Here is a 25307-nt window from a genome sequence, read left to right as displayed (position 1 = left end):
TATGATATATGTAATATTTACTCCGAACCTGAATGAATTTAATTGAATCATATTTTTTTATTAAAATCATTCACAAAAGTAAAGGTCATGAACAAGTTTTTTATAACAACAGTAGTATTAATAGGTTTATCGATGAATGTCCAGGCTCAGAGGCGCCCGGCACCTCCGCCACATCCTTCGAGAACCGAATTGATAGAAAAGAAATCGCAAGAGCTGGAAAGAAAATACAATCGGGAAAGGAAACTTATTTTGAACCATCCGCTGGCTACCAAAAAGATGAAAAGAGACCAGTTAAAGGCTTTGGATGAAAAATACAGGATTGAAAAAAAATTACTGAAAAAACTATAGTACTCCGGAATTTATATACGACTCAAAAGAGCAGGAAATACCTGCTCTTTTTTATTATGTTATTTTAAAACTCAGTATATCGGATCGTTATTAATTAAACCAATCGGCACGGAACTTCCAAATCTTCCGTAAGATAGTAACTGCAGCAAAGGCGGTGATAACCATCTGCGATGATCAGTTCATTTTGGCCTCTGACAAGTAAAATTGGCGAGAGTTTCTTATTCTTTTGCACTTTTTTCAGATTCTCTTTGACATGGATGTTGCTTTCAGGAAGAAGAGGAAGTTTACTTGCTCTTAGAATATCTTTGGATTTTTTAGTGATGGTAGGTACTTTTTTAAGTTTATCTACTGTTTTTTTAGCGAGCTCCGGTTCGAAAAGAAGTTCCAGATAGTCCTGGGCTGCCGGGAAATCATGTTCTTCCGGTTCTTTGATCCAGATATTGTCTCGGCTTAAGCTTTTTTTCATAAAAGTATATTATTACATAAAGTTACCAAAAGATCGCATATAGTGCACGCATTTTTATTGCCTATTTCCTATAAACCAGCTAATCACGAATTAGCTAAGACTATGAAAGTACCGGTGATTATTTAAAAGCTGAAATAACAGGGATTTTTTAGGATTATTAAAATTGAAATTGTTTCGGGAGAAGATTTTGTATTGTGAAATTTTTGGTATAATATAATATTTGTTATGAATATTTTGTTGTGTTATGTTTTTAATTAATTATAATTAAATGAAATTTTCTATATGATTCATTATTGGATGAATTTGCATAAACGTGAATCATCCCATATTTTTTCCTTAAATTCGCATAAAAATTTTAAGCTAATGAATTACGATATTATTGTCATCGGAAGTGGTCCTGGTGGATATGTTACAGCGATTAGAGCGGCACAGTTGGGTTTCAAAACTGCAATTATCGAAAAAGAGAATTTAGGTGGAATTTGCCTTAACTGGGGATGTATACCAACTAAAGCTTTATTGAAATCTGCTCAGGTTTTTCATTATATTAATCATGCTGAAGATTATGGTTTAAATAAAGTAGAGCCAAGTTTTGAATTTCCAAACGTAATTCAAAGAAGCCGTGGTGTTGCCAACAAAATGAGCAAAGGAATCGAGTTCTTAATGAAAAAAAATAAGATCGATGTTATCCTTGGTACGGCTAAAGTTTTAAAAGATAAAAAAGTATCTGTTACAGATAAAGACGGTAAAGTGACTGAATATGCAGGAAGTCATATTATCATTGCAACAGGTGCACGTTCAAGAGAATTACCAAATTTACCACAGGATGGTAAAAAAGTAATCGGATACAGACAGGCATTATCTCTTCCTGAGCAGCCAAAATCTATGATCGTTGTAGGTTCAGGTGCAATCGGAGTAGAGTTTGCCGATTTCTATAACACGATGGGAACAAAAGTGACTATTGTTGAGTTTATGCCGAACATTGTTCCTGTAGAAGATGAAGAGATCTCTAAACATCTTGAGAAATCTTTGAAAAAATCAGGAATCGAGATTATGACCAATGCTTCTGTAGAAAGCGTGGATACCAGCGGAGAAGGTGTAAAAGCAAATGTAAAAACTGCTAATGGAAACATTACCCTGGAAGCTGATATTTTACTTTCAGCGGTTGGTATTGCTGCCAATATCGAAAATATAGGATTGGAAGAAGTAGGAATCCAGACAGATAAAGGAAGAGTTTTGGTTAATGAGTGGTACGAAACTTCAGTTCCCGGATACTATGCTATCGGTGACCTTATCCCGACTCAGGCATTAGCACACGTAGCTTCTGCAGAAGGAATTACATGTGTTGAAAAGATCAAAGGATTGCACGTAGAGAAAATTGATTATGGCAATATTCCTGGATGTACTTACTGTCACCCTGAAGTTGCTTCTGTAGGTCTTACAGAAAAGCAGGCTAAGGAAAAAGGATATGAAATCAAAGTAGGTAAATTCCCTCTTTCTGCAAGTGGTAAAGCAACTGCAAACGGAAATACAGATGGTTTCATCAAAGTTATTTTCGATGCTAAATATGGAGAGTGGTTAGGATGTCATATGATCGGTGACGGAGTAACTGATATGGTTGCCGAAGCTGTTGTTGCAAGAAAATTAGAGACAACAGGGCACGAGATCATTAAATCTATCCACCCGCACCCAACTGTTTCTGAAGCAATCATGGAAGCAGCTGCGGCAGCTTATGGAGAAGTGATCCACATTTAATCTATAATACAGAAATATTTAAAAGCCCAGATTATTCTGGGCTTTTTCAATATAGTTTATGCAGGAATATTTATTAAAATAATTTTAAAATTAGAATATTTCAAAAAAATAATCAGATTTTCTCGACCTGTTTTCTTAATTTTATTCTATGAATCTTGAGAAAGTAGGGCTTGTTTTATCAGGTGGCGGTACCAAGGGTATTGCACATGCCGGAGTTTTAAAATTCCTGATTGAGAAGAATATTGATATTGATGTATTGTCTTGTTGCAGTGCAGGTTCTATCGTAGGATGTCTGTACGCAGTCGGTAAAACACCTGAAGAAATTCTGGAATTCTTCAATTCGGTTTATTTTTTTAACTGGAAGCATTTTACATTCAACCAACCCGGGCTGGTATCCTCCATTATTTTCACCAACTATTTAAGACCCATCTTTCAGGATATGAAACTGAAAGATCTGGATAAAGAGGTTAAGATCGTAGCTACGGAACTGGTGTCCGGGACGCAGAAAATTTTTGATGAAAATTTTAAAGTTACAGATGCAATTATTGCCTCATGTTCTATTCCCGGGATTACAACGCCTTATATCATCGGCGAAGAGATGTATTGTGATGGAGGAGTATTAAATAACTTTCCTGCAGATATCATCAGGGAGGAATGTGATAAGCTGATCGGGGTTTTTGTATCTCCGCCTCATGAAATCGATATTAAAGATTTAAAATCCATTAAAGCTATTGTTTCACGCTCTTATGACCTTCTTTCGTACAGAATAGAGAAAGGAAAGTTCGATTATTGTGATTGGTTCATTACCTCACAGGATCTTTCCAATTACGGAACTTTTGAAAGGAAAAAGGATCGTCTTGAAGAGATTTTCAATATAGGCTATAATTCGGCAAAAGAAAGTTTTGCAGAGAGTAATTTTTATACCCAGATAAAACAATTAGGTACATAAAATAAAAACTCCCGCATCCAATGCGGGAGTTTTTATTTTACTTTTTTACCACGATTCCATCCTGTTGTACCACAGTATTACCACTTTCATCACTTACAACGAGCGTATAGGGTGCTTTCGTTGCTGAATCGGTGAGGTAATTTCTCCACACCTGGTAATGAAATCCTTTATTTACGAAATCATAATAATAATTACCTCCGGAACCATCTGGAACAAGCTCTCCGTCACTGATGATCATATTAGGTTTCGAGGTAAGTTTTGAATTGGCTCCCCATGCCTGATAAAGGTATTTTCCGTTAGGTTGAAGATCGATCCGTATTTTAAATTTCTTTGTTTTAATAATAACGGTTTTGGGAACCTGCTGGATATATTCTGAACTGTTTTCAGTTTTTATAACCGGATTTTCATTAGCAGCGTATGCATAAGCTGGAGAAGCTAATGCTATAATTAATGTGCCCATTAAGATTGTTCTGATCATGGCAATAGGTTTTAAAATTAGATTACCTGAATCTAATCAAATATAAAGCCATTAAAAAATCAATACAATTTAAATCTTAGCTGGTATGGCTTGCAAAAGCTTCTTCCAGGCTGCCGAATTTTCCTTTGAATTCTTCAATCGGACAATCCTGAAGGATATTTCCTTTATGGATAAGAATTACCCGTGAGCATAATGCTTCAACCTCCTGCATAATATGGGTTGACAGCAGGACGGTTTTTTCTTTACCGATCTCTTTTACCACATTTCTTATTTCAATAATCTGATTAGGATCCAGACCGTTGGTAGGTTCGTCAAGAATGAGAAGATCAGGCTGATGTAGAATAGCCTGTGCCAAACCAACCCTCTGCTTATATCCCTTGGAAAGCTGGCTGATTTTTTTCGATTTTTCAGGAGTGATCCCTACAAGCTCTATCACTTCATTAACCCGTGTTTCAGGGATTTTATGAATATTAGCCACAAATTGCAAATATTCTTTAACATACATTTCCAGATACAGAGGATTATTTTCGGGAAGAAACCCAATATTCTTCTTAGCTTCTATCTCATATTCCGAAATATCTTTATCATTAAAGATGATTTGCCCTTCATCTATTTTTAAAGCTCCGACAATGGATTTCATTAAAGTAGATTTTCCTGCGCCGTTAGGTCCCAGAAGACCAATGATTTCATTTTTATCAATGGAGATGTTAATCTGGTTAAGGGCGGTTTGGTCACCAAATTTTTTGGTTAAATTGATTATTTGAAGCGACATAGGGTGTAATGATCTTTTTGCAAAAATAAAATAAAAAAACTCATTCTTAGGAATGAGCTCTGCTATATTGTAAAAATAATTATTATTTTTTCGTTTTCTTATTTTTATTGCCGGAATTATAAGATGATGCTGAAGTGTCCGGCTTATTGGAATGAACATTGTTCATCATGGCAGTCCTCTCATACAGAGATGATTTCCCATTTGTTTTTCCGAAGATTTTATCGACCTGCTTCTTATTTAAGAATTGAGATTTTCCAACATATTTTCGGTTTTTATTAATGAACTGGATAAACTGAACGGTTGGCTGGCCATAGTTTTTCTCATAATGGAGCTCAATGATATCGTTTGGAAGCTCCAAAGCGATGTTTCCTTCAGGAAGGGAAATAAACCCGTCCGTAATCAGTTTATATAGATCAGAGACATCTCCGTTCAGGTTTTGAAAAGAAAAAGATCTGAAAGTATTGAGGTTGCTGGTATTAAGATCCTGGTAATTGATAGTGAATTTATCCTCCTTTTTATATAAGCCAACAGAGTTATCTTTACCAATTTCCACTAGAGTCTCATTTTTTAACACTTTAATTTGTGCAAAAATTGAAATACCGAACAGACAAGTAAATAGTAAAATTATTTTCCTCATTGGATTGATTTTTAACATTTTATAATATGGCGTCCTTGCAATTCCGGGATTAGATAGCATTAAAAACTTCGTCCCTAAAGCAAAAGTAACATTTTTTTTTGATATTTATTTTTGAAATATGCGCTATGTTATGTACAACATCTAACTCTAACGCAAAAGAGTTTATTCCGAATCACGCTGAATTACCCGGCTGTTCACGAAAATGTAAAAGAGTAATATGATTTTGGATAACAGAAAGTTGCGGGGAACAGATCACCCGGAATAGATATCCGGTAAGAAATGGGTAAAATAAATTTTTCATGTGTTTTAATTGTGTTACTAAGACAAATCTATGATATTAAATTTAATTAATTCAATTTATCCCAAAAGTTTGGAAAATTTTTGAACAGTGACCCTACAATGGCAGGTCTTTATGTTTTGAATAGATGAGTCTGATAAGCCCGGAATTTACTATTCAATTATTCTGAAGTGTTTGCTGGAACAGGTTTATACAGGTATTTCCTTAGTTTATTAACGGGTAAATAGACGGAAAGTACAGACAGTATTCCTGCAAGTGCTCCTACGAGTATGGCCATTGCCATAGCATCGAGCTTGTAGTTTGTTGAAAATTTGTACTGAGCAAATACCAGAAGAGAAAGTACAAGAAGCCCACTGACAACACCATGTAATATACTGAATTTCGTCATGAACTTTTTTGTATTCAGCTTGTTATCTACCATGAATTCTATTGTCCCCTCTTCTGCAGCGGCAGTCACTCTTTTGGTGATATCGATCGTGAGGATAACCGGCAGGAAAATGGCCATTGGCAAGGTTAGCCGGGCCAGATTCTGGGTACCTGAGAAGAAATGAGTATAACCCAGCTCGTGAAAGCTTGCATAGGCAATAATAAAATTAAGAAATGCATTCGGAAGAACATAGTAGATCGTCCGCGTTAATAAAAAGCGTTTGAGAGTGGTTTTCTTTTTTATAGTAGGGGATTTATCCGTTTTCATGTTTAGTTCTGTAAAGATACAGTAAGTAGTTCAAGGGCTTTATCTTTAATTTCTGTGGCTTTCTGTCTAGACAGGAAATCTTCATTCGACATAAGCGTAAAATCCATTTCCTGCTTGTAGGTAGTGGTAACCAGGGTGTTCGAATTGAGCCAAGGAAAAGCGACGGTGGGACTCATAATCGTTTCGAGCTCAAAACGCTGATATTGATCCGGAATATTAATTTTTCCCATGTTGGATAGGGTAATATCATGTCCGCCGTGGGTTGATTTAAGCATGCTGATCATGCGTTCTACAAGCGGGTGCATCTGTTCACCCATCCAAAGAAGTTCCCGTGCTTCTATTTTTTCTAATTTCTCAACAAGGTCTTTTTTGATGTGTCCTGCCTGGTCAAATATCCCATAATTTCCTTTTTTCAAAGAAAGTTCTATGGTAGGAGCAAAAGCAAATACATGATCCTGCTTTATTTCCGGAATAAAATGGCGCACGTCCACGGGGCTGATCACTTTTCTTTTAGCCTCAGCTCCCCGGATTTCCTGAAACGCCTGCATGAATGAAGCACACAACAGCGAGTGTACAGAAACACCATGCGCTTTACACTTACTGGTGATCTGATTCGTTATTTCCGGGTTCAGTTTCCAATGGATCACATAGTTTTTTCCAAGATTTCTTTTTTTACTTTTCTTTTGCATCAGAAAGAAGAGCCTGGCCATAAGCAGGTATAACCTTGCTTTGCGTACTTTCTTTTTGGTATTAAAACCAGATGGCAGGAAGTCATCAACTGAGCTGAATGCCTGGTATGTATCCAGTTCCACAGTTGGATCATCCAGCAGGCAGAGAAGCTCCCGCATCAGAGTCACCTGGGAAGTTCCATCACAAATGCAGTGGGGAAGTACCCAGAGAATTTCGGAAACCTCATTTCCTTTAATCCATACCAGTTGAGCCAAAGGTTTCCGATGATCTTCAAACATGCGGAACCATTCTTTTTCAGACTCACGCAACCAATCTTCATCGGATTCCCGGTCTATGATCCGAAGGGGAATGGCTTCCATCTCTCTTTCTTCTATAAAAAAGGGATATTGTTCAGTATCGGTATCGATCCTGGATCTGAGCAAAGAATGTTTTTTCTGGATTTTTTCTAAAGCTGTTTTAAAATCTGCTTCATGAAGTGTTCCTTTGATCTTTGCTGTAAATACGCAATTGAGGGGTGTTCCGGAATCAACATACATGATTCTCTCCACCATCATTAGTTTTCTCTTGATCATGATACTGCTGAATATTCAAGTTTTAATTTTATAGTATCAAGGATGTCCTTACGAATGGCCTGTGCATCTGAGTAAGGTAGATATCCTTCACTACCGATAAAGCAAAAATCCATTTCTCCCTGAAAGGTTGAAACTACAAATCCGGTAGTCTGGCCCAGAGGGCCCAAAGCTGAAGGGCTGAAAACGGTATCTACAGTAAAGTTCCTATACTCATGGGGTACCTGAATAAGGCCAAGATTAGAAAGCATACAATCATTGGTTGCTTTTCCATTTCTCAGGATTCTTGTGAAATTATCCAGGGCATAATGCCATGATTCAATGATCATCATCTTGGTATATGGATCCAGTTTTGAGGTCTTACGCTTCACGTGCTTCTGCATCTTCCGTACATTATCCAGAAAATTCAATTTTTCATTAATCGAAACTTCAACCATCAGCCCGAAGGCAAAAATATGATCATGTTTGATTTGTGTTGTTAGACGTCTGATATCCACAGGGCAGCAAATTTTATTCAATGCAGCTTTCCCCCTTATTTTTTTAAATGCCTGAAGAACAATTGCACAAAGAAAAGTATTAACGGTAAAACCATTGGATTTACAATAGGAAATTACTTGTTGAGTCATTTCCTTGTCAAACTTCCAATGGATCATATAATCGTTTTGCCTCTCTATTGGTTTTTTGTTTACAGGAGCATATTTAATGATGGTAGATGCCACTCTGCCGAGTACTTTTGCTTTAAGCTTATGCCTTCGGCTGTTTAAGATGCTTGCGGGGACAATATCCTGGATTCCGAGGATAGGATTCTCTACACCAATATCGGCGGAAGGGTTGTCCAATACCTGTAAAAACTCATACAATAGTGTCATTGCGGAACCTCCATCGCATAAACAATGGTGAAATGAGAAAAACATGTCTGAAACTTCTTCTCCTTTGATCCATACAAACCTTATCAGGGGGAACTTTTCATGATCGAAAGGCATATACCATTCTTTCATGGATTCTTTCTGCCAGTCGTCTTCTCCCTGCCGGACCACAATTCTTATAGGGATGGGTACAACTTTCTGGGGCACTTCAAACCATGGAAGGTTTTCTTCGTCATGGGTTACATGTGCTTTTAACCAGGGATGTTTATTTTGAAGCAAAGCCAGAGCCCGCTGAATTTCTTCCAATTTGAACGTACCCCTTAATCTGAAAGGGATAATGCCATTAAAAGCCTCTGTTCCATCTCCTAATATCATTCGTTCTCCAAATAGTAGTTTTCTTTTCATAGGTTATATCAAATTAATGTTTTTCTTGTTTTTTATGCAAAAGCTTTCTGATCATTCCAACCTACATTCTTGCTGTCTGCTGCAAAGAGATCCATTTTGGATCTCTTTAGTTTTATATCATTCCGTTTACTTCACCTGCTTCCCGAATAATACCGGACAAGAAGTAACTTTATCAATCTTTTAGTTCATATCACTGATTTTTATCTGATCATAATACTTCGGCATATTCCAGTTTAAGTTGAATGGACTCAATCATCTCATCACGTATGGCTAAAGCTTCAGTGTATGGTAAATATCCCTCACTACCCATAAAAGAAAAATCCATTTCTCCCCTGTAGGTGGATGTTACCATGGTTGTTGTATTGCCCAGAGGACCGATTACAGAAGGACTGAATATGGTTTCAACGGAAAATTCTTTATAGTTCTCAGGAATCTGGATCCTTCCCAGATTGGAGAACATACAATCATTGGTAGACCTTCCTTGTTTCAGAAGCCTGGTGAAGTTTTTCAGGGCATCGTGTCCGGACTCCATTACCATCATTACCATGTACGGATTAAGCTTGGATGTTTTACGTTCCACATCTTCCTGCATAAGCGTCAGATTGTCTTCAAAGCTCACTTTTTCATTGGATGACAGGGTAATCATCAGCCCGAAAGCAAAGATGTGATCCTCTTTTATCTGTGAGGCAAAACGTCTGATATCTACAGGACAGGAAACTTTATTGAAAGCCGCCGGACCTTTTACTTTCTTAAAAGCCTTAAGCAATGAAGCGCTCAAAAAAGTATTCACGGTAACCTTCATGGCTTTACAGTAAGAGATCAGTTGACTGCTTGTCTCACGATCAAATTTCCAGTGGATGAAGTAGTCATTTTTCCGGTCAATGGCTTTTTTGTTCACGGGCATGTATTTTATCGCTGTGGCAGCGACTCTCCCGATAAATTTTGCTTTCAGCCGCTGTCTCCGGTTCAATAAAATAGCTGATGGAACCACATCCTCAATTCCCAATATCGGATTCTCTGTTCCAATATCTGCCAACGGATTATCCAATACCTTTAGAAATTCATCTAAAAATGCCATTGCAGAACCACCGTCAGACAGACAATGATGGAAAACAAAAAGCATATCTGATACTCCTTCTCCCTTGATCCATACAAACCGGATAAGAGGAAATTGGTCATACTTAAAAACGGTTTGCCATTCCTTTATGGATTCTTCCTGCCAATCGTTTTCCCCTTTTCTGACCACAGTCCTTACAGGAATAGGAACAATAGGATCCGGTACTTCAAACCACGGTACTTTCTTTTCATCATGTGTGATGAGTGCTCTCAGCCAAGGGTGCTTGGCCTGGATCTGATATAAGGCATGCCGCACATCTTCTTCCCTGAAATTTCCTTTTAACCGGAAGGGGATAATTGCATTGAAGGGTTCCGTTCCATCCCCCAGTAACATGCGCTCACCAAATAACAACCTTCTTTTCATGATTTAAACAGAAACTAATGTTGATTGTTCTTGTTGTACAAAATTCTCCAGTAGCTCTACAGCCTTATCATTACCTCCTGCAGTAAGGAATGTTGTCTGAACTTCTTTTGCTGCATTGCGGTAAGCAGGATTTTCCAGCAATTCAAAAACCGTTTCACGGAGTGAATCTATGCGTAATCTTTTATAACGGATACTCTTGCCACAACCAGCCTGTTCGATGAGTTTTGCGATGTGGAAATGATCGTAGGCAATCGGTGTGATCAGCATTGGTAATCCGTTACGGAATGTATCATTAACTGTATTAAAACCTCCGTGGCAAATTACCATATCCATATGAGGCATTAATGCCGATTGAGGTACAAAACTGTTTACAATGAAATTAGAAGGCCATTCTTCAAAAATATCCGGTGGCGTGGCCGCAACGATAGTTACCGGCTGATCCGCGAATGCCGCAATGATCTTTTCGAAAAAGGCTTTTCTGATGTCTACAAGGAGTGTTCCTAATGATACAAATATTTTGGGTGTAGTAGCCGCATGCAAACGATCCCAGTCAAAAGGAGCATCATTGGGACGTCCTTTCACAGGACCTACAAATTTCATATGGTCAGGTACTGTTTCAAAACCTGCGAAAGCCTGAGATGTAAATACAAGGTTTAATTTATGGGAATGGATGAAAATTCCATCATCATCAATCCCAACTTCTTTTTGGAGATCTTTGATGAGGTTTTGTTGCCATTCAAATATTTTTGGAGCACTTTTTTCTGTATCTCCCATAACATCTGGAGGTACAGGAGTAGTTGTTACACATGGAATATTGTGTTTATGAGCAAAAAGGGCACCACCGAAAGTAATACAGTCATTAACGATAACATCAGGTTTCCAGTTTTCAGTAAGACGGCTTAATCCGGGCATCATCATTTTGGCAAAAGGAACATAAGTTTCCTCTAATGCCAGTTTCATAACTTCAGGCCCGGAACAGGCGGGTCCGTCATCCTGTCTTTTTAAAATACGTTTGATCTCATCCTGATAGGGAATAAGATCTTCTTCAGGGTAGAAATACGATCCTCCTTCCGGAATATGTTCATCTCCTAGCGGGGTAATCCCGAACCATTTTACTTCGTGTCCTCTTGCTATAAGGCTTACACCGACGCTCAGAGTAGGACTGATATGTCCAAAAAAAGGAGGGATAACAAAAAGGAATTTCGAACGGGATTTTATCTTTTGTGTGGCATCGGTAATAGCTTTTTCCAGTAAATTGGCAGCTGTTACCGTACCTCCGGCCTCAATAAAAGACTGACGGATGATTTCTGCTGCTTTACGATAATCAGGATTGTTAAGGATCTGCTGTACCGCCTCTTTTAAATGGTTTGATTTGAACCGGTTAAAATTAAGACGCTCACCCGCTCCTGTACGTACTACACGTCCTGCAACATGGGACTGGTCATAGGCAATCGGAATAACAACCAACGGCAGTCCGTTTGAAAGCGTTTCGGATACCGTATTATGTCCCCCATGGCAAACGACACCATCAAGATGCGGCAAGAGATCCAATTGGGGAACCTGCTGATATACCATGAAATTTTCCGGCCAGCTGTCGAAAAGCTGAGGATCTGAAACAACTACAACCGTTAGGTCTTCATCTTTAAATGCGTCAATTACTTTTTGGAAAAAAGCTTTTTTATGATCATGATCGAAAGTCGTACCGATACTTACAAGAATTTTCTTTTGAGTGCTGCTGTTAAACCTTTCCCAGTCGAACTCACAGGATATCCGGCGTTCCGTTAGAACAGGACCTGTAAACTGGTAATTGGAAGGTAGTTCCATTTCACCAAAGAAATATCTGGACGTTAAAACCATTGTTAAGAGGTCTGAGGAAGCCAAAGAATAGTCTTCCATTATTCCCAGTTCCTTTTGCAGTTCAATGATTTTATTTACTTCCCACTCATGAACCTTTGGTAATTCATCCATGATTTTGATGGCAGCGGGTGCAGTAACAGTAGTACTGTAAGGAAGGTTTAGCTTTTTTGCAGCAATAGCAGCTGCAAATAGCTGATGATCACCGATTACAAGGTCAGGTTTATAAGAATCGAGTAAATGGACAATACCATTATAGCAATGCCTGTTCAGTGGGATAAGTACATCATCGTAAAGAAATTTGATGCTGTCTATACCGTATACTACTTTTTTGGAAATAATATCCAGGTACTGTTCGCTATCTCTTTTTTCTTCGTCAGTTTGATCGTATTGGATAAGCAGGAGCTCTCCTCCTGCCGGAAGTTTGGTATTAAGATTTTTGTCAAGACTGATCCATGCCACTTCATGTCCTCTGTTCAATAATTCAGCCCCGATACTCAGGGTAGGGTTGACATGGCCCGTCAACGGTGGAACAACAAATACAAATTTAGCCATGATTTTGTGTTAAGGTGTTAGATTTAGATAATGATTTGGATAAAAAATGCACAATAGCCTCAGCGATCTGAGCGGGTTCCTGTATCGGGATATTATGATCTCCAGGAATGAGTTCAAGTTTTGCCTGGCCGAGTTCTTTCTCTAGCCATTCTCCCGTAGGACGACAATTGGACTGATTCCCATATAAAAGCAATGCCGGAACATTTATCTTTGTAAGATCGGTTTCAGTAAAGAAATCTTTCTCTCTGATCATATCCGCTTTGATACTGGTCTCATAAAACAGGAATTCATACATTCTGTGATTTTTTTCCATTTGCCTTTTGCCCATCTGCACTTTTGTAGTGTCTGTAAAGTTGGCTACATAATGTTCCAGGAATTCCTTACTGTACTGATCGATAATCCCCCGGGTTTCTTCATCCCTGGGATCAGGAGCTTCCATAATTACAAGCTGATTTATGCGGTCTGCATATTTCAATGCTGTTTTCAAAGCAATAAGTCCCCCGAAACTATAACCTACCAAATGAACTTTTTTCAGGTCAAGGAAATCAATAAGGCCAAGAAGATCGGAAACCATATTTTCAAGATCGTATCCATCGAGTATACGTTCACTCATTCCATGGCTTTTTAAATCATACATTACTACGTGGTAATGCTGTGCCAGGATGGGTGCTATGTTAAAATAGTAAATGGACAGATTACTGAACATCCCATGGATAAGCACAACCGTTTCCCGGGCACCTTTATTAAGTTCCTGAATATGAATTTTCTTGTTATCAACTGTAATTATTGGCATTCGTAAATATAATTGATGATCATACGGAGATCCAGGTTGATCAGCTGGTCGAGGTCCATAGAAGACAACCACCCTGTAAAATCAATCTGATCTCCAAAATGTGCTTTTATTTTTTCTGAGAAAGAGACAATTTCTATACTGTCCATTTCAAGATCTTTAGTAAATGAACTCTCCGGAGTGATATCCATCTCTTCAACAAATTCCTCTCCTATAACTTCAGTGATAAAACCTTTCAAAAGAGTGAATAATTCCTCGTGATTCATTTTTAATGTGTTGTTCATAGTGTCCATCCGATAATATAATTTTGATGTTTTATGGTTTTTATTTCAGTTTGGTTGATCCACAAATGATCATCCTTTATTAGTTGTACTTCATATGCTTTAGGATTGCCTTGCAGTCCTTTTCCCAGGAACTTTCCGTAGGCTTCTTTGGCAACCCAGAAGCGGGTCGTCCATTCCGCCTGATCCCTGCCCTTTAATAATTCCAGCTCAGAATCTGTGAATACCAGATCATAGAAACCGGAACTTCTTTCCTCGATCGTTTCCATATCAATTCCTACGGAATTTCCATGGCGTGCGATAGCTACAGCCTCTTTTCCCTTATGGGCAAGGGACACATGGATATCCTGTGTGAAATCGCTGATGAGGTAAGGCTTGCCCAGTTCATCTGAGCCTATTTCAAATGTAATAGGATAGCAGGCGTGATTCTTTTGTTCACGGAGTAAATTCCTTACGGCGTCTTTTACAGCAACCCGGCTAACCATCCAGTTTTTCTTCTTGTTGGGTAGTAATTTTTGGTGGTATTGTTTTTCCGTCTGGTTGAAATATCGTTTCAGGATAAAGTCCCAGGAAGCCACTCTGGTATAAGCCTGATGGAAGAAAAATACCTGAGGTGCTATTTCTTCTGAAAGACGGTTGTGAAGAGGAGACATGGAAACATTCCATAATGCTTCATCGATTTCAAGTCTTCTGTTCTGCCAGCCTGTAATGGCACACCACACCTTTCCATCTCTTTTCAGTATAATGTTGGCGGTGGCAAATTCCTCATTTAAATCGGTAAGAATACAGGTACATTCGAATAATCCGTCCTGGTCTTCCATGTTTCCGAAGAATTCAATATCCCTTATTTTTACCGGAAAAGCAATCCTGTCTTTAGTAAGGGTAAGCTGCAGCCACAAGCCAAACAGCTGTCCTGCATTATCCAACAGGGAACCTTTTCCGCCATTTCCTTTAATAGTTCCTATAATACCTTTACTTCCAACGGATAAAATTTCTGTAATTCCCTGATAAGCATCTCCATGGAACATATGTTTATCATAGATTTCCTCAGGAGTACGATGGATGGGTAGCAGATCTCCGATCGAAAGATCAAAAACCGGTACGACAGGAGTTGAAGATCTTAATATGACTTCAGCATTGGCGAAATTTTCTATATCAAGATAAGCGTGGGTTGAAGAACGCCATTCTCCATTCACTGTTTTTTCAAATGGTTTGGCTACGTTCATCCATTGGAATACGCTAATGTTCATTATTTTATGGACCTGCATTTCCGGGATCTCAGCCTGGGCTATTTCTGCCAGTAATTCAAAGATCATGGTCATGGGAATCACAGGTTCCATATCCGTTACATCAGGCCAGCCTGCAGGTTGTCTAAGCAGACTATGGTCGATGAGGTATGGATGGGTATCCAGATTCACATGCAGGGATTTTGAAAAATTCTTGCTTACAGGTGCTTTAGGTTGAGTAATTACCGGACTTTGAGTTGTCGTCTTTGGTCCGTGCTGGAATAGCGTTAAAACTTCTTCCTGCATACGGATCATATCCGCAATATTTTCCTGGAAAGCCTGCACAAGAGGATGCCCGCTTTTCGTTGCGATGGCGGAAGTTCCGTTTTGTGCCGGTACATCAAAAGATTTAGCCAGTGTTTTGGCTTCTTTAAAATTACGGATGATAGGTGATCCCAATTCCAGTTTAATACCTTTACCTGATGATTTTTTAGAAGCGTGATGTATTTCTAAAAAGTCGAGTGAAATATCTTTACCCTCCACAAATAATGCGGCAACTACACGTTGTAGCTGGGCAAGAGAAGATCGGGTAGCGACACTTGATGCTAATGTACTGAATGGTCTTCCTTTCAAGGTATCATCTATAAAGCCGATCAGTCCTCCGGTACCTACCTGGATAAAGAATCTGGCTCCTTCTTCATACAATTTCTCCGTCAGTTCCCTGAAGCGTACAGGCTGAACCAAATGTTCCGCACTTAGTTTTCTGATGGCCTCCTCGTCCGAAGGATAAGGCTCCAACGTCGTTGCAGACCATAACGGGATTTTCGTTTTCTGGAATTGTGCTTTTTCCATTCCCTGCAGGATTATATCCAGTTTATCTGCGATAAAAGGTGAATGGAATCCTGATTGGAAGGGAAGTATCTGATGAAATATCTGCTGGGCTTTTAATAAAGGAACCAGTTCTTCCAGTGCAGCATTACTACCACAAAGGATTACCTGATTCGGGCAATTATCATTGGAAATATAGATATTCGGAATTGTTTCAATAATGGGAGTGATGGTATCAATACCTGCCCCGATCGCAATAAACTTAGAATCTTTTAGTTCAAATGTTTCAGGATTCAGAACATCGATCAGTGCTTTTACAGAATTCACTTCTGCCAGCTCAGAGGAGTAGCCGGCCAGCCATTCTCCCAAACTGTGTCCTGCATTCATATCCGGTATTATGCCTAGTTTTTTCAATGAATTATCCAGGATGCTGCAGTTGTTGAATATATTTAATGCGTCCGTAAGTAAACCTTCGCCCTCTGTTTGTATTGGTTCTGTTAATCCGAAATAACGACTTACGCTTTCTACTTCGCCTTTTGCCAGTCCATCCAGTCCCGGGAATACAAAAGCAACTTTTCCTCCATCATGAAGCAACGGAGTATTGGTGTACCAGATATCCTGTTTATTACGCCAAGGTTTGTCCTTGGATACAATTTTAATAAGTTTTTCTATTCTTTCAGGAGTAGGATCAAACATGGCCACTCTGTAGTTCCCTTCTCCGGTTGTACTTTCGTTATTCTGTAAAGCTGAAAGTAACTCCTGATGTGTTTTTCTGGCCAGTAGCAATACGCGATCTTTTTTAGGCATATCGTATCCTTCAAGAACCACATGGGCATTGATTCCTCCAAACCCAAATGCATTAACAGCGGCTACCTTCGGTAAGCCGGTTTTGGACCAGCTTGTAGGTTCCTGTACCGGTGCGAATCTGGTTTGCTGCATATCGGCAATAGGATTTTCGCAATATAATGTTGGGGGAAGGATATCATGATGCAGGGCCAGACACGTTTTTATTAAACCTGCAATACCGGCTGCCGGCATGGCATGTCCGATATTGGATTTAACGGATCCGATACCTGCCGTAAGAGCAGATTCTTCTTTTCCAAAAAACTGAGCGAGCGTCTGAAGTTCTGTTTTATCTCCAAGCGGTGTCCCTGTGCCATGGGCTTCAAGATAACCGATTTTCTTTTCATCAAGGTCTGCATTGATCCATGCCTGTTGCAGTGCCTTCAGCTGGCCTTTTGCAGATGGGCTCATAACACTCGTGCCACTGCCGTCACTGCTTACACCAACTCCTTTGATCACGGAATAGATCTTATCCTGATCCCTGATGGCATCTTCCAGACGTTTCAGGACAACAAATCCGCAGCCTTCTCCAATCAATAATCCATCGGCATCCATGCTGAAAGGTTTGATCTGCTGTTGGCGTGACATGGCGCCCAATTGGGCGAAAATACTCCAAAAAGCTGCATTTTGTCCGGTGTGTACGCCTCCGGCAATAACCATATCACAACGGCCCCTGTTAAGCTCCTGAACAGCGTGGTCTACTGCGATCAGAGAACTGGCACAAGCGGCATCTACTGTGAACGCGGCTCCTCCCAGATTGAACCGGTTGGCCACTAAAGAAGCAACAAGGTTAGGGATCAGTCCCATTGCAGTATCTGCAGCAAAGCGTCCTTTTCTTTCCTGGAAAGCATGTTTTACTTTTTCAATTTCTGCAGGAGATATTTGTGGGAGCAGCTCCTGAAGCAATGAAGATATTTGTTCCCCGGTTCTTACGATTTCGATAGCACGGGTAGCTCCCGGGCCTGTATAATTTCCTTTACCAATGATGATTCCTGTTTTTTCGAGCGAAACCTGTTTTTTGAATACACCGGCATCGTCTAATGCTTTTTGCACCAGATCAAGGGTTAGCAAATGATCAGGTTCGGTGCCTTCTACAGCTAACGGTAAAATACCATAGGCGGTGGGGTCAAATTCGTAATCGGGAATGAATCCGCCACGCTGACAATAAAAACGGTCAACCGAACCTGGTGTATCGCTGAAATGGATCGGATCAATACGATCCGCAGGTGCAGTTTGGGTAGAATCTACCTTATTAATGATATTTTGCCAAAAGGTGTTGGCATCCTGTGCTCCGGGGAAGACACAGGATAGGCCAATTACAGCAATATCTGTTTTTTTCATAGTTATCTGATACAGCGATTTACCAATTATTTCCTGACATGATCAGCACCTGGCTTTCCGTTCCGTACTTGATCTCATTAAGGAAGATCTCTTTTCCCTGATCCAACGGAATCAGAGAGATTCCACGACGTTCATATTCTGTTTCCAGGGTTGAGGAAACCATACCGGCACCTTTCCATGGTCCCCAGTTGATGGAGATCACTTTTCCTGTTAATTTTTTATCCAGAGCTTTGGCATAATCATCCAATACACTATTGGCTGCTGCGTAGTCCGTCTGCCCTTTATTTCCATATACGGAAGCAATGCTTGAGAAGAGAACTACAAACTGGCATTCCGGACGAAGCTGTTCTGCTAATACACGTAACGGTTTCACTTTGGTATCAAATACACGTCCGAACGAACTGGTTGTTTTCTGTTTAAATAGTTTGTCTTCCAGAAGGCCTGCACCGTGGATCACGCCATCCAGCTGCCCATATTTATCATAAATAGTATTGATAAGATCGCATAATCCGTCTTCGTCACAAAGATCCAATGAATGGTAAACTACCGTACTTCCAAGTTGTTCCATATCTCTGATAGTACGCAGGATCTGATTGTTCTTAAATACCCTAACCGTTTCTTTTTCTATTTCTGAAGGAGAAGTAAATTGTCCTGTTTTAATCAGGTAACTTCTGATTTCTTCTTTCGTTTTCAGGGTTTCCAATTCTTTAAGATCAGACGTTCCTTCTCGCGGATCTGCAGACCGGCCAACAAGGATATAGGTGCAAGGGTAGGCTTCGGACATGTGTTTAACAAGTTCAGCCGTGATGCCCTGTCCACCACCTAATACAAGCACTACAGATTCTTTGTTCAATTGGATGTGTGCTTCCTCCAGGCTGGTTGATAGAGGAGATGGTATAATATCTACCTTGTGACGTTGGTCATCTTTATAAATAACTTCGGATGGCTTGTCTGTCGTAAGTATTTCTTTTAAGGCAATATCTGCAATTTGATCAAGATCCTGAGGAGTACTCAGGTTGATCAGTCTGCATGAAGTTTGCTCATACTCCCTGGCAAGGCTCTTAAAGAAGCCTGGATATCCCTGATAATGGCGTAATACTTTAATATCGGTCAGTTCCTGAAGATGTGCAGGAATATCGGATATCAGGTATACCCATTTTACTTTATCGAAGTCCAGCTTCTTTATAAGGTCAACATATTCAATGATGCCGTTTTTTACTTCAGAAGAGAAGATGTCAAGAATGATAAGCCCGTCAAAATTTTTAAGGTCCGTTTCCATATCGATCACTTCACCGATGGCTCCGCATTTTTCAAGTATATTTTTAATGGCTAATGTTTCTATAATCGTAGCAGGAGTAATGGCGAAACGCTTTCCTTTTATTGTTTCTGTATTTTGTATTGCAGAAACATCACTTGGTGTAAGGTCAAACCTTAGACGTGATAACATGGCCTGTTCCTGAGCTTCTCCTGATATCTGTTCAGTAATTTTAGCTTCTGCTTCATGGCTGGCTTCACTGCTTTTTCCATTAAGCTCACTGATCCATGATGCCAGTCCCCGAAGGGTTTTAATCGCTGCCAGTTTCTCCATGATGTCATCTGCCTGCTCTAAATCCTGTCCGAATCCTATCTTGGTTTTCAGGTCTCCGATAATTTCCATTCTTTTGATGGAATCGATGCTTAAATCTGCTTCAAGATCCAAGTCCAGACCCAGCATTTCTTTCGGATATCCTGTTTTTTCACTTACAATATCCAGGATTGCATTTTGAAGATCTTCCAGGGAAAAAGAAGACTGATTTTTCGGTTCTGCAACTTCTACGGCCTCAGTTTTTGTATTCACTGCAGCAGGAGCTCCCATAAATTCCGTAAGCCAGGAAACCAGCCCGTTTAAAGTTTTGATCGAGGCAAGTTGCTCCATTACAGTGTCTTCATTAGAACTGTCCATAGATAAAGCACCCAGCTCACTTCGAAGAGTTCCTATGATCTCAACTCTTTTGATGGAATCGATACTAAGGTCCGCTTCAAGATCCATTTCCATACCCAGCATTTCATGCGGGTATCCGGTTTTTTCACTTACAACCTGTAGTAATAAAGTTTTAACGTCTTTTATTGGGGCTTGTTTTGTCTGAGTAACAACTGCCGGTTTTTCTGTAACGATTTGCGAAGTTGGTATCGTAACCACGTTGTTAGCCCCGTTAGCCCCGTTGGTTCCATTTGTTACCGGTGCGTGATACACGGGAGCAGAAGTAATTTGAGGATTCTGACCCAGGAATGAAAGCATTACATCCCTTTGAGCCTGTATCATCATCTTCATACTATTTAAATATTCCTGCAGCATACGCTCGGCGGCGGGTAAATTCTCGGTTGCAGGTGCTTGATTATTAGTGAAGTTGTTCATTTGGATAGGGTTTAAAATGGGTAGTGCACCATTGGCAGGCAAATTACCTGTAGTAGGGTGTGCTGTTTGTCCGTTAACACGCCAGATGGCCGGGTTTTTCTTATAAAGATCAGGTTGGTCAATCTGAATAAATCGGGTATTGCGGCCATCGAAAAGCTTGCTGATGTCAAAGTTTCGACCCGTACCTAAGTACTGGGCCAGCATGCACAGAAGATGGCTGAATTTATTACGACTGTTGTCTTCTACATACAGGGTCAACTGATCTTTACCTAAGGAAGATTGCGTTAATCCGGTAAGTACTTTTCCTGGTCCTACTTCGATGAATATTCTCGCTCCGTCTTCGTACATCGCCTGAATTTGCTCTACAAATCTCACCGGCTGTACAAGATGGTCTGTTAGCCTTTCCTTTATTTCTGAAGATCCTGTCGGATATACTGTTGCGGTAGTATTCGACCAGACAGGAATCTGCATTTCCTCAAATGGAATATCGTTGAGTACCGTTGTATACAGATCTTTGGATTTGGCAACAACAGGACTATGGAATGCACAGGCAACCTCCAGCTTTTTAGCAGAAATTCCTTCCTGTTTAAGGATTGTTATCAGGTTATTGATTGCATTGGTACTTCCTGCAACCACACACTGGGAAGGTGCATTATAGTTTACGGGATAGCAGCCTTCGGTTTTTTCAAGGATCGGTAATAAACGTTCTTTTGTTATGCTTACAGCTACCATAGTACCCGGATCTCCGCCTTCCACAGAGTCCAGAATAGCATGCGCCCTGCGTGTGCTAAGGTCTACAAGTTTTTCTTCTTCAAAAACACCGGCAAAACATAATGCAGGCAGTTCTCCGTAGCTGTGACCTGCCAGCATATCCGGAACAATTCCCAGGGATTGAAGGAATTTAGCCAGTGCAAGATCCACAATTCCTAAAAGAGGTTGTGCCAGGCGGGTATCTTTAATGGTTTCTTTTTGTTGCTTTAAAGTTTCCGGATCGAAAGACGTAGAAGGGAAAACTACTTTTTCAAGCTCAGGGTACTGGTCCAGAAGTTTACGCATTGCAGGGAATACGACAAACAGATCACGCGCCATATTGATACGCTGACTGCCTTGTCCAGGGAACAAAAAGGCTACCTTACCGGCTTTCTTATTAACGGTAAAAGTGTCTTTGGTTTCGATGCCGGACAGAATCAGCTCGATCTTCATCATCAGATCTTCAGCTGTGTCCGCTACAATACTCAACTGGACAGGCTTTTCAGAACCTACGCTTAAGCTGTATGCTATATCTTTCAATGAGATATCATCATTGATTTCCAGTAAAGAAGTGATCTGGCTTAGCTGGCTTTTTGCTTCTTCATAAGTATCTCCACGGAATACAAATAATTCCGATGGCCATGATTGCATGGTCACAGGCTCTTCCTGTTTCGAATGATTGGCAATCACAGTATGGAAATTGGTTCCGCCAAATCCAAAAGCACTGATTCCCGCATAACGGTTTTTATCGCCCCACAATCCGCTTTCTGCATAGAATGCAAAAGGACTGGTTTGTGCATTATAATAAGCATTAGGCTGCTGAAGGTGAAGGGTAGGTGGTTTTACACCATGATACACTGCTAATGATGCTTTGATCAGCCCTGCTAATCCTGCCGCGCATTTGGTATGTCCGATCTGGGTTTTTACAGATCCCAGGTGAGTCTGGCCCGGTATCGCTCCAGAGCGGCTGAATAAATTGGTTAATGCATTAAGTTCGGTCTTATCTCCGACTACAGTTCCTGTACCGTGAGCTTCTATTAATCCTACAGCTGCAGGACTAATACCTGCTTGGGCATAAGCACGTTCCAGTGCTCTTACCTGGCCAATTTTTCGTGGAGCAGTAAGCCCTAAAGCCTTACCATCACTGGATCCTCCGACACCTTTGATCACCGAATAAATGCGGTCACCATCACGTAAGGCATCTTCATATCGTTTCAGGACAAGAATAGCAACCCCTTCTCCCAGGGCAATTCCGTCGGCTTCACTGTCAAAAGTTGCACATCTTCCTTTTCGGGAAAGTGCATGTGTGCTTGAAAACATAAGATAATCGTTGATCCCGTTATGCAAATCTGCTCCACCGGCCAGCACCATATCCGATTTGCCTAATACAAGCTCCTGGCATGCCAGTTCTATTGCGGCCAGAGATGATGCGCAAGCGGCATCCACCGTAAAGTTTCTTCCTCCAAGGTCCAGACGGTTGGTGATTCTTCCGGCGATTACATTGGCTAAAATACCCGGGAATGAATCTTCTGTAGTATGTGGGAATGCTTCTTTTACTTCATCATGAAGTTCCCCGAAAACCTGTTTGTAATACCCTCTGAAACTGTAGCTGTTCGCAAGGTCATTACCGCCTTCAGCTCCTATGATTACAGAGATATTTTCTCTGTTGATATGTTTCTCACCATAACCAGCATCTTCCATGGCACGTTTGGCCACCAGTAATGTTAATAATTGTGTAGGTTCAATAGCGGCGAGAGATTGAGGAGGTATTCCGAAGGCAAGCGGATCAAAATCAATTTTCGGAATGAATCCACCCCATTTGGAATGGGATACATCCGGTCCATCTGAATCCGGATGATAATAAAGCTCTTTATTCCATCGTTCATCGGGTACCTCTGTTACACTGTCTTTTCCTAAAATGATATTACGCCAGTATTCTTCCAGATTTTTTGCACCCGGAAATATACATTCCATACCTATGATTGCTATGTCAAGCGGTTTTTCATGAGAAGATGGTTCTTCCGGTAAAGCGGCATCCTGTATATATTTAAAATTATCTACAGCAACATCTCCATGAAGGTCCGAAATCGAAATAACACGGTCGTGCATGGTAGCGATCTGACCAATCATGTACATCCCAAGATCCAGCTGTTGATTTTTAGGAATATTAACGAGTTGGTCCCCCTGACGATCTACTCCTTTTGCTGCAATCCTCAGACGGCCTACGTTGAGCTTTTCAAGCTGTTCCCAAACCTGTTTTTTATCCATTCCGGCTGCCAGAAGTTTTGTTTTTTCAGCACTGAAATGTTGAGCAAATGCCGTGTTCAGGCAACGCGTTTCATGTCCCGGTGCGGTTTCCAATAAAACGGTGTCTTTTGCCTGCATGGCTTGTATCTGGAATTCTTCCTGGATAGCACCTGTAAGTACGGCTTCCTGGGTATAAAGATATGCTGTACCCATCAATACTCCAACCTTTACACCTCTTGCTGCAAGAGGTGCTGCCATGATAGAAACAAATGCTGTTGAAAATGCATTATGGATCCCACCTGCAAAAAAGACGCTGATATTTTCAGGGTGTTCTTCTTTTAATATACGTTCAATTTGTTTTTCCCAAAGAACAGTGCTTGAAAGCGGTCCTACGTGTCCGCCACATTCGCGTCCTTCAAATATGAAATTTCGGGCTCCTTCTTTTAAGAAAATATCCAGCAAAGCTGGTGAAGGAACATGAAGAAAGGTCGTTATTCCTGCTTTTTCAAATATTTTTGCCTGAGCAGGTCTTCCTCCGGCAATTAAAACTACAGGAGGTTTTGCCTCCAATATATAAGAGGTTTGCTCATCTCGTAATTCCTGGGGAGCAAATCCTAAAATTCCTACACCCCAAGTTTTTTCTCCCGCAAGCTTTTTAGTATCCATAACCAAATCTTTAGCCTGGTTTCCTTTAAGTAAAGAAAGGGCAACGAAAGGCAAGGCGCCTGCATCAGCTACAGCGTTAGCGAACGAAGGAACATCACTGACACGGGTCATTGGACCCTGAGCAATAGGATAACGAAGGTTTAGCTCTTTCGCTAAAGCATTTTCCTCGTCAATTACCTGTAGGGCTTTTGCCTGTTTAAGATGGCCATACATGGCTTCTTTAAATCCAAAAACCATTTTCTTCAGGTTTTTGAAGTCTTCAAAGAGGTCTGTTGCTAATGAAATATCTTGTCCCATTGGGATATAGCTGTTAGCTGGGTCAAGATCTATGAAAAATTCTTTAAGATCTTCTTCGGTGGTATTTTCCGGTAAAGAAGGTGAGTTGGGTCTTACCAAAACACGATGGTTAGCAATGATTTTTGTTTCGGTTCCGTTAAGCTTTGAGCAGAGATCTTTTAGATCCTGTGGAACAGAGCTTTCCGGAAACAGCGAAAGCTGGCTGTCCAGTACAACACCGGTTGCTCCCAGTGCTTTTGCGGCAGCAGCGGTATGAAGTCCCACGCCTCCCTGGATCCATACCGGGATAGAGGTTACTTCTTTTATGATTCGCTGAAATAAAACAAATGTTGACTCATATCCTACAAGTCCACCTGCTTCATTTCCTTTAATAATAATACCTGCAGCTTCCATACGTTCAGCTTCTTTGGCTTCTTCCAGACTGCTTACCTGATAAACAATCGGTAAATTCGGGAAGAGATTGGCGGAAGTGCCAAATGGAAGGATCACAAATTCTACTTTTTCAGAAATTTGAAGGGATTCGAATTTATCATCGGAGGAATAAATACCGTAAGAAGGTATATCGGTCTGGTCTAATTGATGAAGTGCTGCCTGGGCGATTGCTGACTCATGTCCCAAGCTTAAAACAGCAAATGCACCTGCCTGGTGTAGTTTTAATATAAGATGGGCATCCGGCTTCTCGAAAGGAGTAAGCCCAATAATAGTTATGTTTTTCATGGCGTTTTTATATTGAGTGATCAGGATTCCTATAACCAATCGGTAAAACGTTTAATGTTATATCCGGTTGTTTTGTTATGGAGGAATAAAAATAGTAAAATTATATTATATAT

Annotated in this window: 16 protein-coding genes; 3 read left to right on the top strand and 13 right to left on the bottom strand. The window is 40.3% G+C overall.

Going from position 1 to position 25307, the window contains the following annotated elements:
* The first annotated feature begins 87 nt into the window (after window positions 1-87).
* Window positions 88-348 carry a hypothetical protein gene (locus PFY10_06795; GenBank protein ID WBV58149.1) on the top strand — a complete coding sequence of 87 codons (261 nt, stop codon included), beginning with the start codon at window positions 88-90 and terminating at the stop codon, window positions 346-348.
* A 94-nt stretch (window positions 349-442) separates the two neighbouring features.
* Here PFY10_06795 and PFY10_06790 read toward each other — a convergent pair whose 3' ends face one another.
* Window positions 443-814 carry a hypothetical protein gene (locus tag PFY10_06790; GenBank protein WBV58148.1) on the bottom strand — a complete coding sequence of 124 codons (372 nt, stop codon included), beginning with the start codon at window positions 812-814 and terminating at the stop codon, window positions 443-445.
* Window positions 815-1177: 363 nt separating this feature from the next.
* On the opposite strand from PFY10_06790, the gene lpdA reads away from it, so the two are divergent.
* Window positions 1178-2566: a dihydrolipoyl dehydrogenase gene (gene lpdA, locus PFY10_06785; protein ID WBV58147.1), complete on the top strand. Its 1389-nt coding sequence runs from the start codon at window positions 1178-1180 to the stop codon at window positions 2564-2566.
* Between the two features lie 148 nt (window positions 2567-2714).
* A complete protein-coding gene (locus tag PFY10_06780) occupies window positions 2715-3515 on the top strand; it encodes a patatin-like phospholipase family protein (GenBank protein WBV58146.1) in 801 nt (266 codons plus the stop codon).
* A 37-nt stretch (window positions 3516-3552) separates the two neighbouring features.
* On the opposite strand, the gene PFY10_06775 is transcribed toward PFY10_06780, so the two are convergent.
* The 12 genes from PFY10_06775 to PFY10_06720 form a co-directional block, all read right to left on the bottom strand.
* Window positions 3553-3993 (bottom strand): hypothetical protein, encoded by a 441-nt coding sequence (locus PFY10_06775; GenBank protein WBV58145.1) that lies wholly within the window; start codon window positions 3991-3993, stop codon window positions 3553-3555.
* 76 nt (window positions 3994-4069) lie between these two features.
* Window positions 4070-4765: an ATP-binding cassette domain-containing protein gene (locus tag PFY10_06770; protein WBV58144.1), complete on the bottom strand. Its 696-nt coding sequence runs from the start codon at window positions 4763-4765 to the stop codon at window positions 4070-4072.
* Between the two features lie 82 nt (window positions 4766-4847).
* On the bottom strand, window positions 4848-5402 hold the full coding sequence (locus PFY10_06765; protein ID WBV58143.1) for a hypothetical protein: 555 nt from the start codon (window positions 5400-5402) through the stop codon (window positions 4848-4850).
* 458 nt (window positions 5403-5860) lie between these two features.
* On the bottom strand, window positions 5861-6394 hold the full coding sequence (locus PFY10_06760) for a hypothetical protein (GenBank protein ID WBV58142.1): 534 nt from the start codon (window positions 6392-6394) through the stop codon (window positions 5861-5863).
* Between the two features lie 2 nt (window positions 6395-6396).
* Window positions 6397-7656, bottom strand: a complete 1260-nt coding sequence (locus tag PFY10_06755; GenBank protein WBV58141.1) for a condensation domain-containing protein — start codon at window positions 7654-7656, stop codon at window positions 6397-6399.
* A complete protein-coding gene (locus tag PFY10_06750; protein WBV58140.1) occupies window positions 7653-8924 on the bottom strand; it encodes a condensation domain-containing protein in 1272 nt (423 codons plus the stop codon). Before PFY10_06750 ends, PFY10_06755 begins: the two co-directional genes overlap by 4 nt.
* 208 nt (window positions 8925-9132) lie before the next feature.
* The gene (locus tag PFY10_06745; protein WBV58139.1) at window positions 9133-10404 is read right to left on the bottom strand and encodes a condensation domain-containing protein; all 1272 of its coding nucleotides are present in this window, start codon (window positions 10402-10404) and stop codon (window positions 9133-9135) included.
* A 3-nt stretch (window positions 10405-10407) separates the two neighbouring features.
* Window positions 10408-12813 (bottom strand): glycosyltransferase, encoded by a 2406-nt coding sequence (locus tag PFY10_06740; protein ID WBV58138.1) that lies wholly within the window; start codon window positions 12811-12813, stop codon window positions 10408-10410.
* Window positions 12806-13606 carry an alpha/beta hydrolase gene (locus PFY10_06735; protein WBV58137.1) on the bottom strand — a complete coding sequence of 267 codons (801 nt, stop codon included), beginning with the start codon at window positions 13604-13606 and terminating at the stop codon, window positions 12806-12808. Before PFY10_06735 ends, PFY10_06740 begins: the two co-directional genes overlap by 8 nt.
* Window positions 13597-13869, bottom strand: coding sequence for a phosphopantetheine-binding protein (locus tag PFY10_06730; GenBank protein WBV58136.1), 273 nt, complete (start codon window positions 13867-13869; stop codon window positions 13597-13599). The genes PFY10_06735 and PFY10_06730 overlap by 10 nt, the downstream gene beginning before the upstream one ends.
* A gap of 14 nt (window positions 13870-13883) precedes the next feature.
* Window positions 13884-18122, bottom strand: a complete 4239-nt coding sequence (locus PFY10_06725) for a beta-ketoacyl synthase N-terminal-like domain-containing protein (GenBank protein WBV58135.1) — start codon at window positions 18120-18122, stop codon at window positions 13884-13886.
* Window positions 18123-18141: 19 nt separating this feature from the next.
* Window positions 18142-25194 (bottom strand): SDR family NAD(P)-dependent oxidoreductase, encoded by a 7053-nt coding sequence (locus tag PFY10_06720; protein WBV58134.1) that lies wholly within the window; start codon window positions 25192-25194, stop codon window positions 18142-18144.
* Window positions 25195-25307: the final 113 nt, after the last annotated feature.

It is taken from the genome of Chryseobacterium daecheongense (assembly GCA_027920525.1).
In the GTDB taxonomy this organism is placed as follows: domain Bacteria; phylum Bacteroidota; class Bacteroidia; order Flavobacteriales; family Weeksellaceae; genus Chryseobacterium; species Chryseobacterium proteolyticum.
This window is presented reverse-complemented; position numbering and strand designations above follow the sequence as displayed.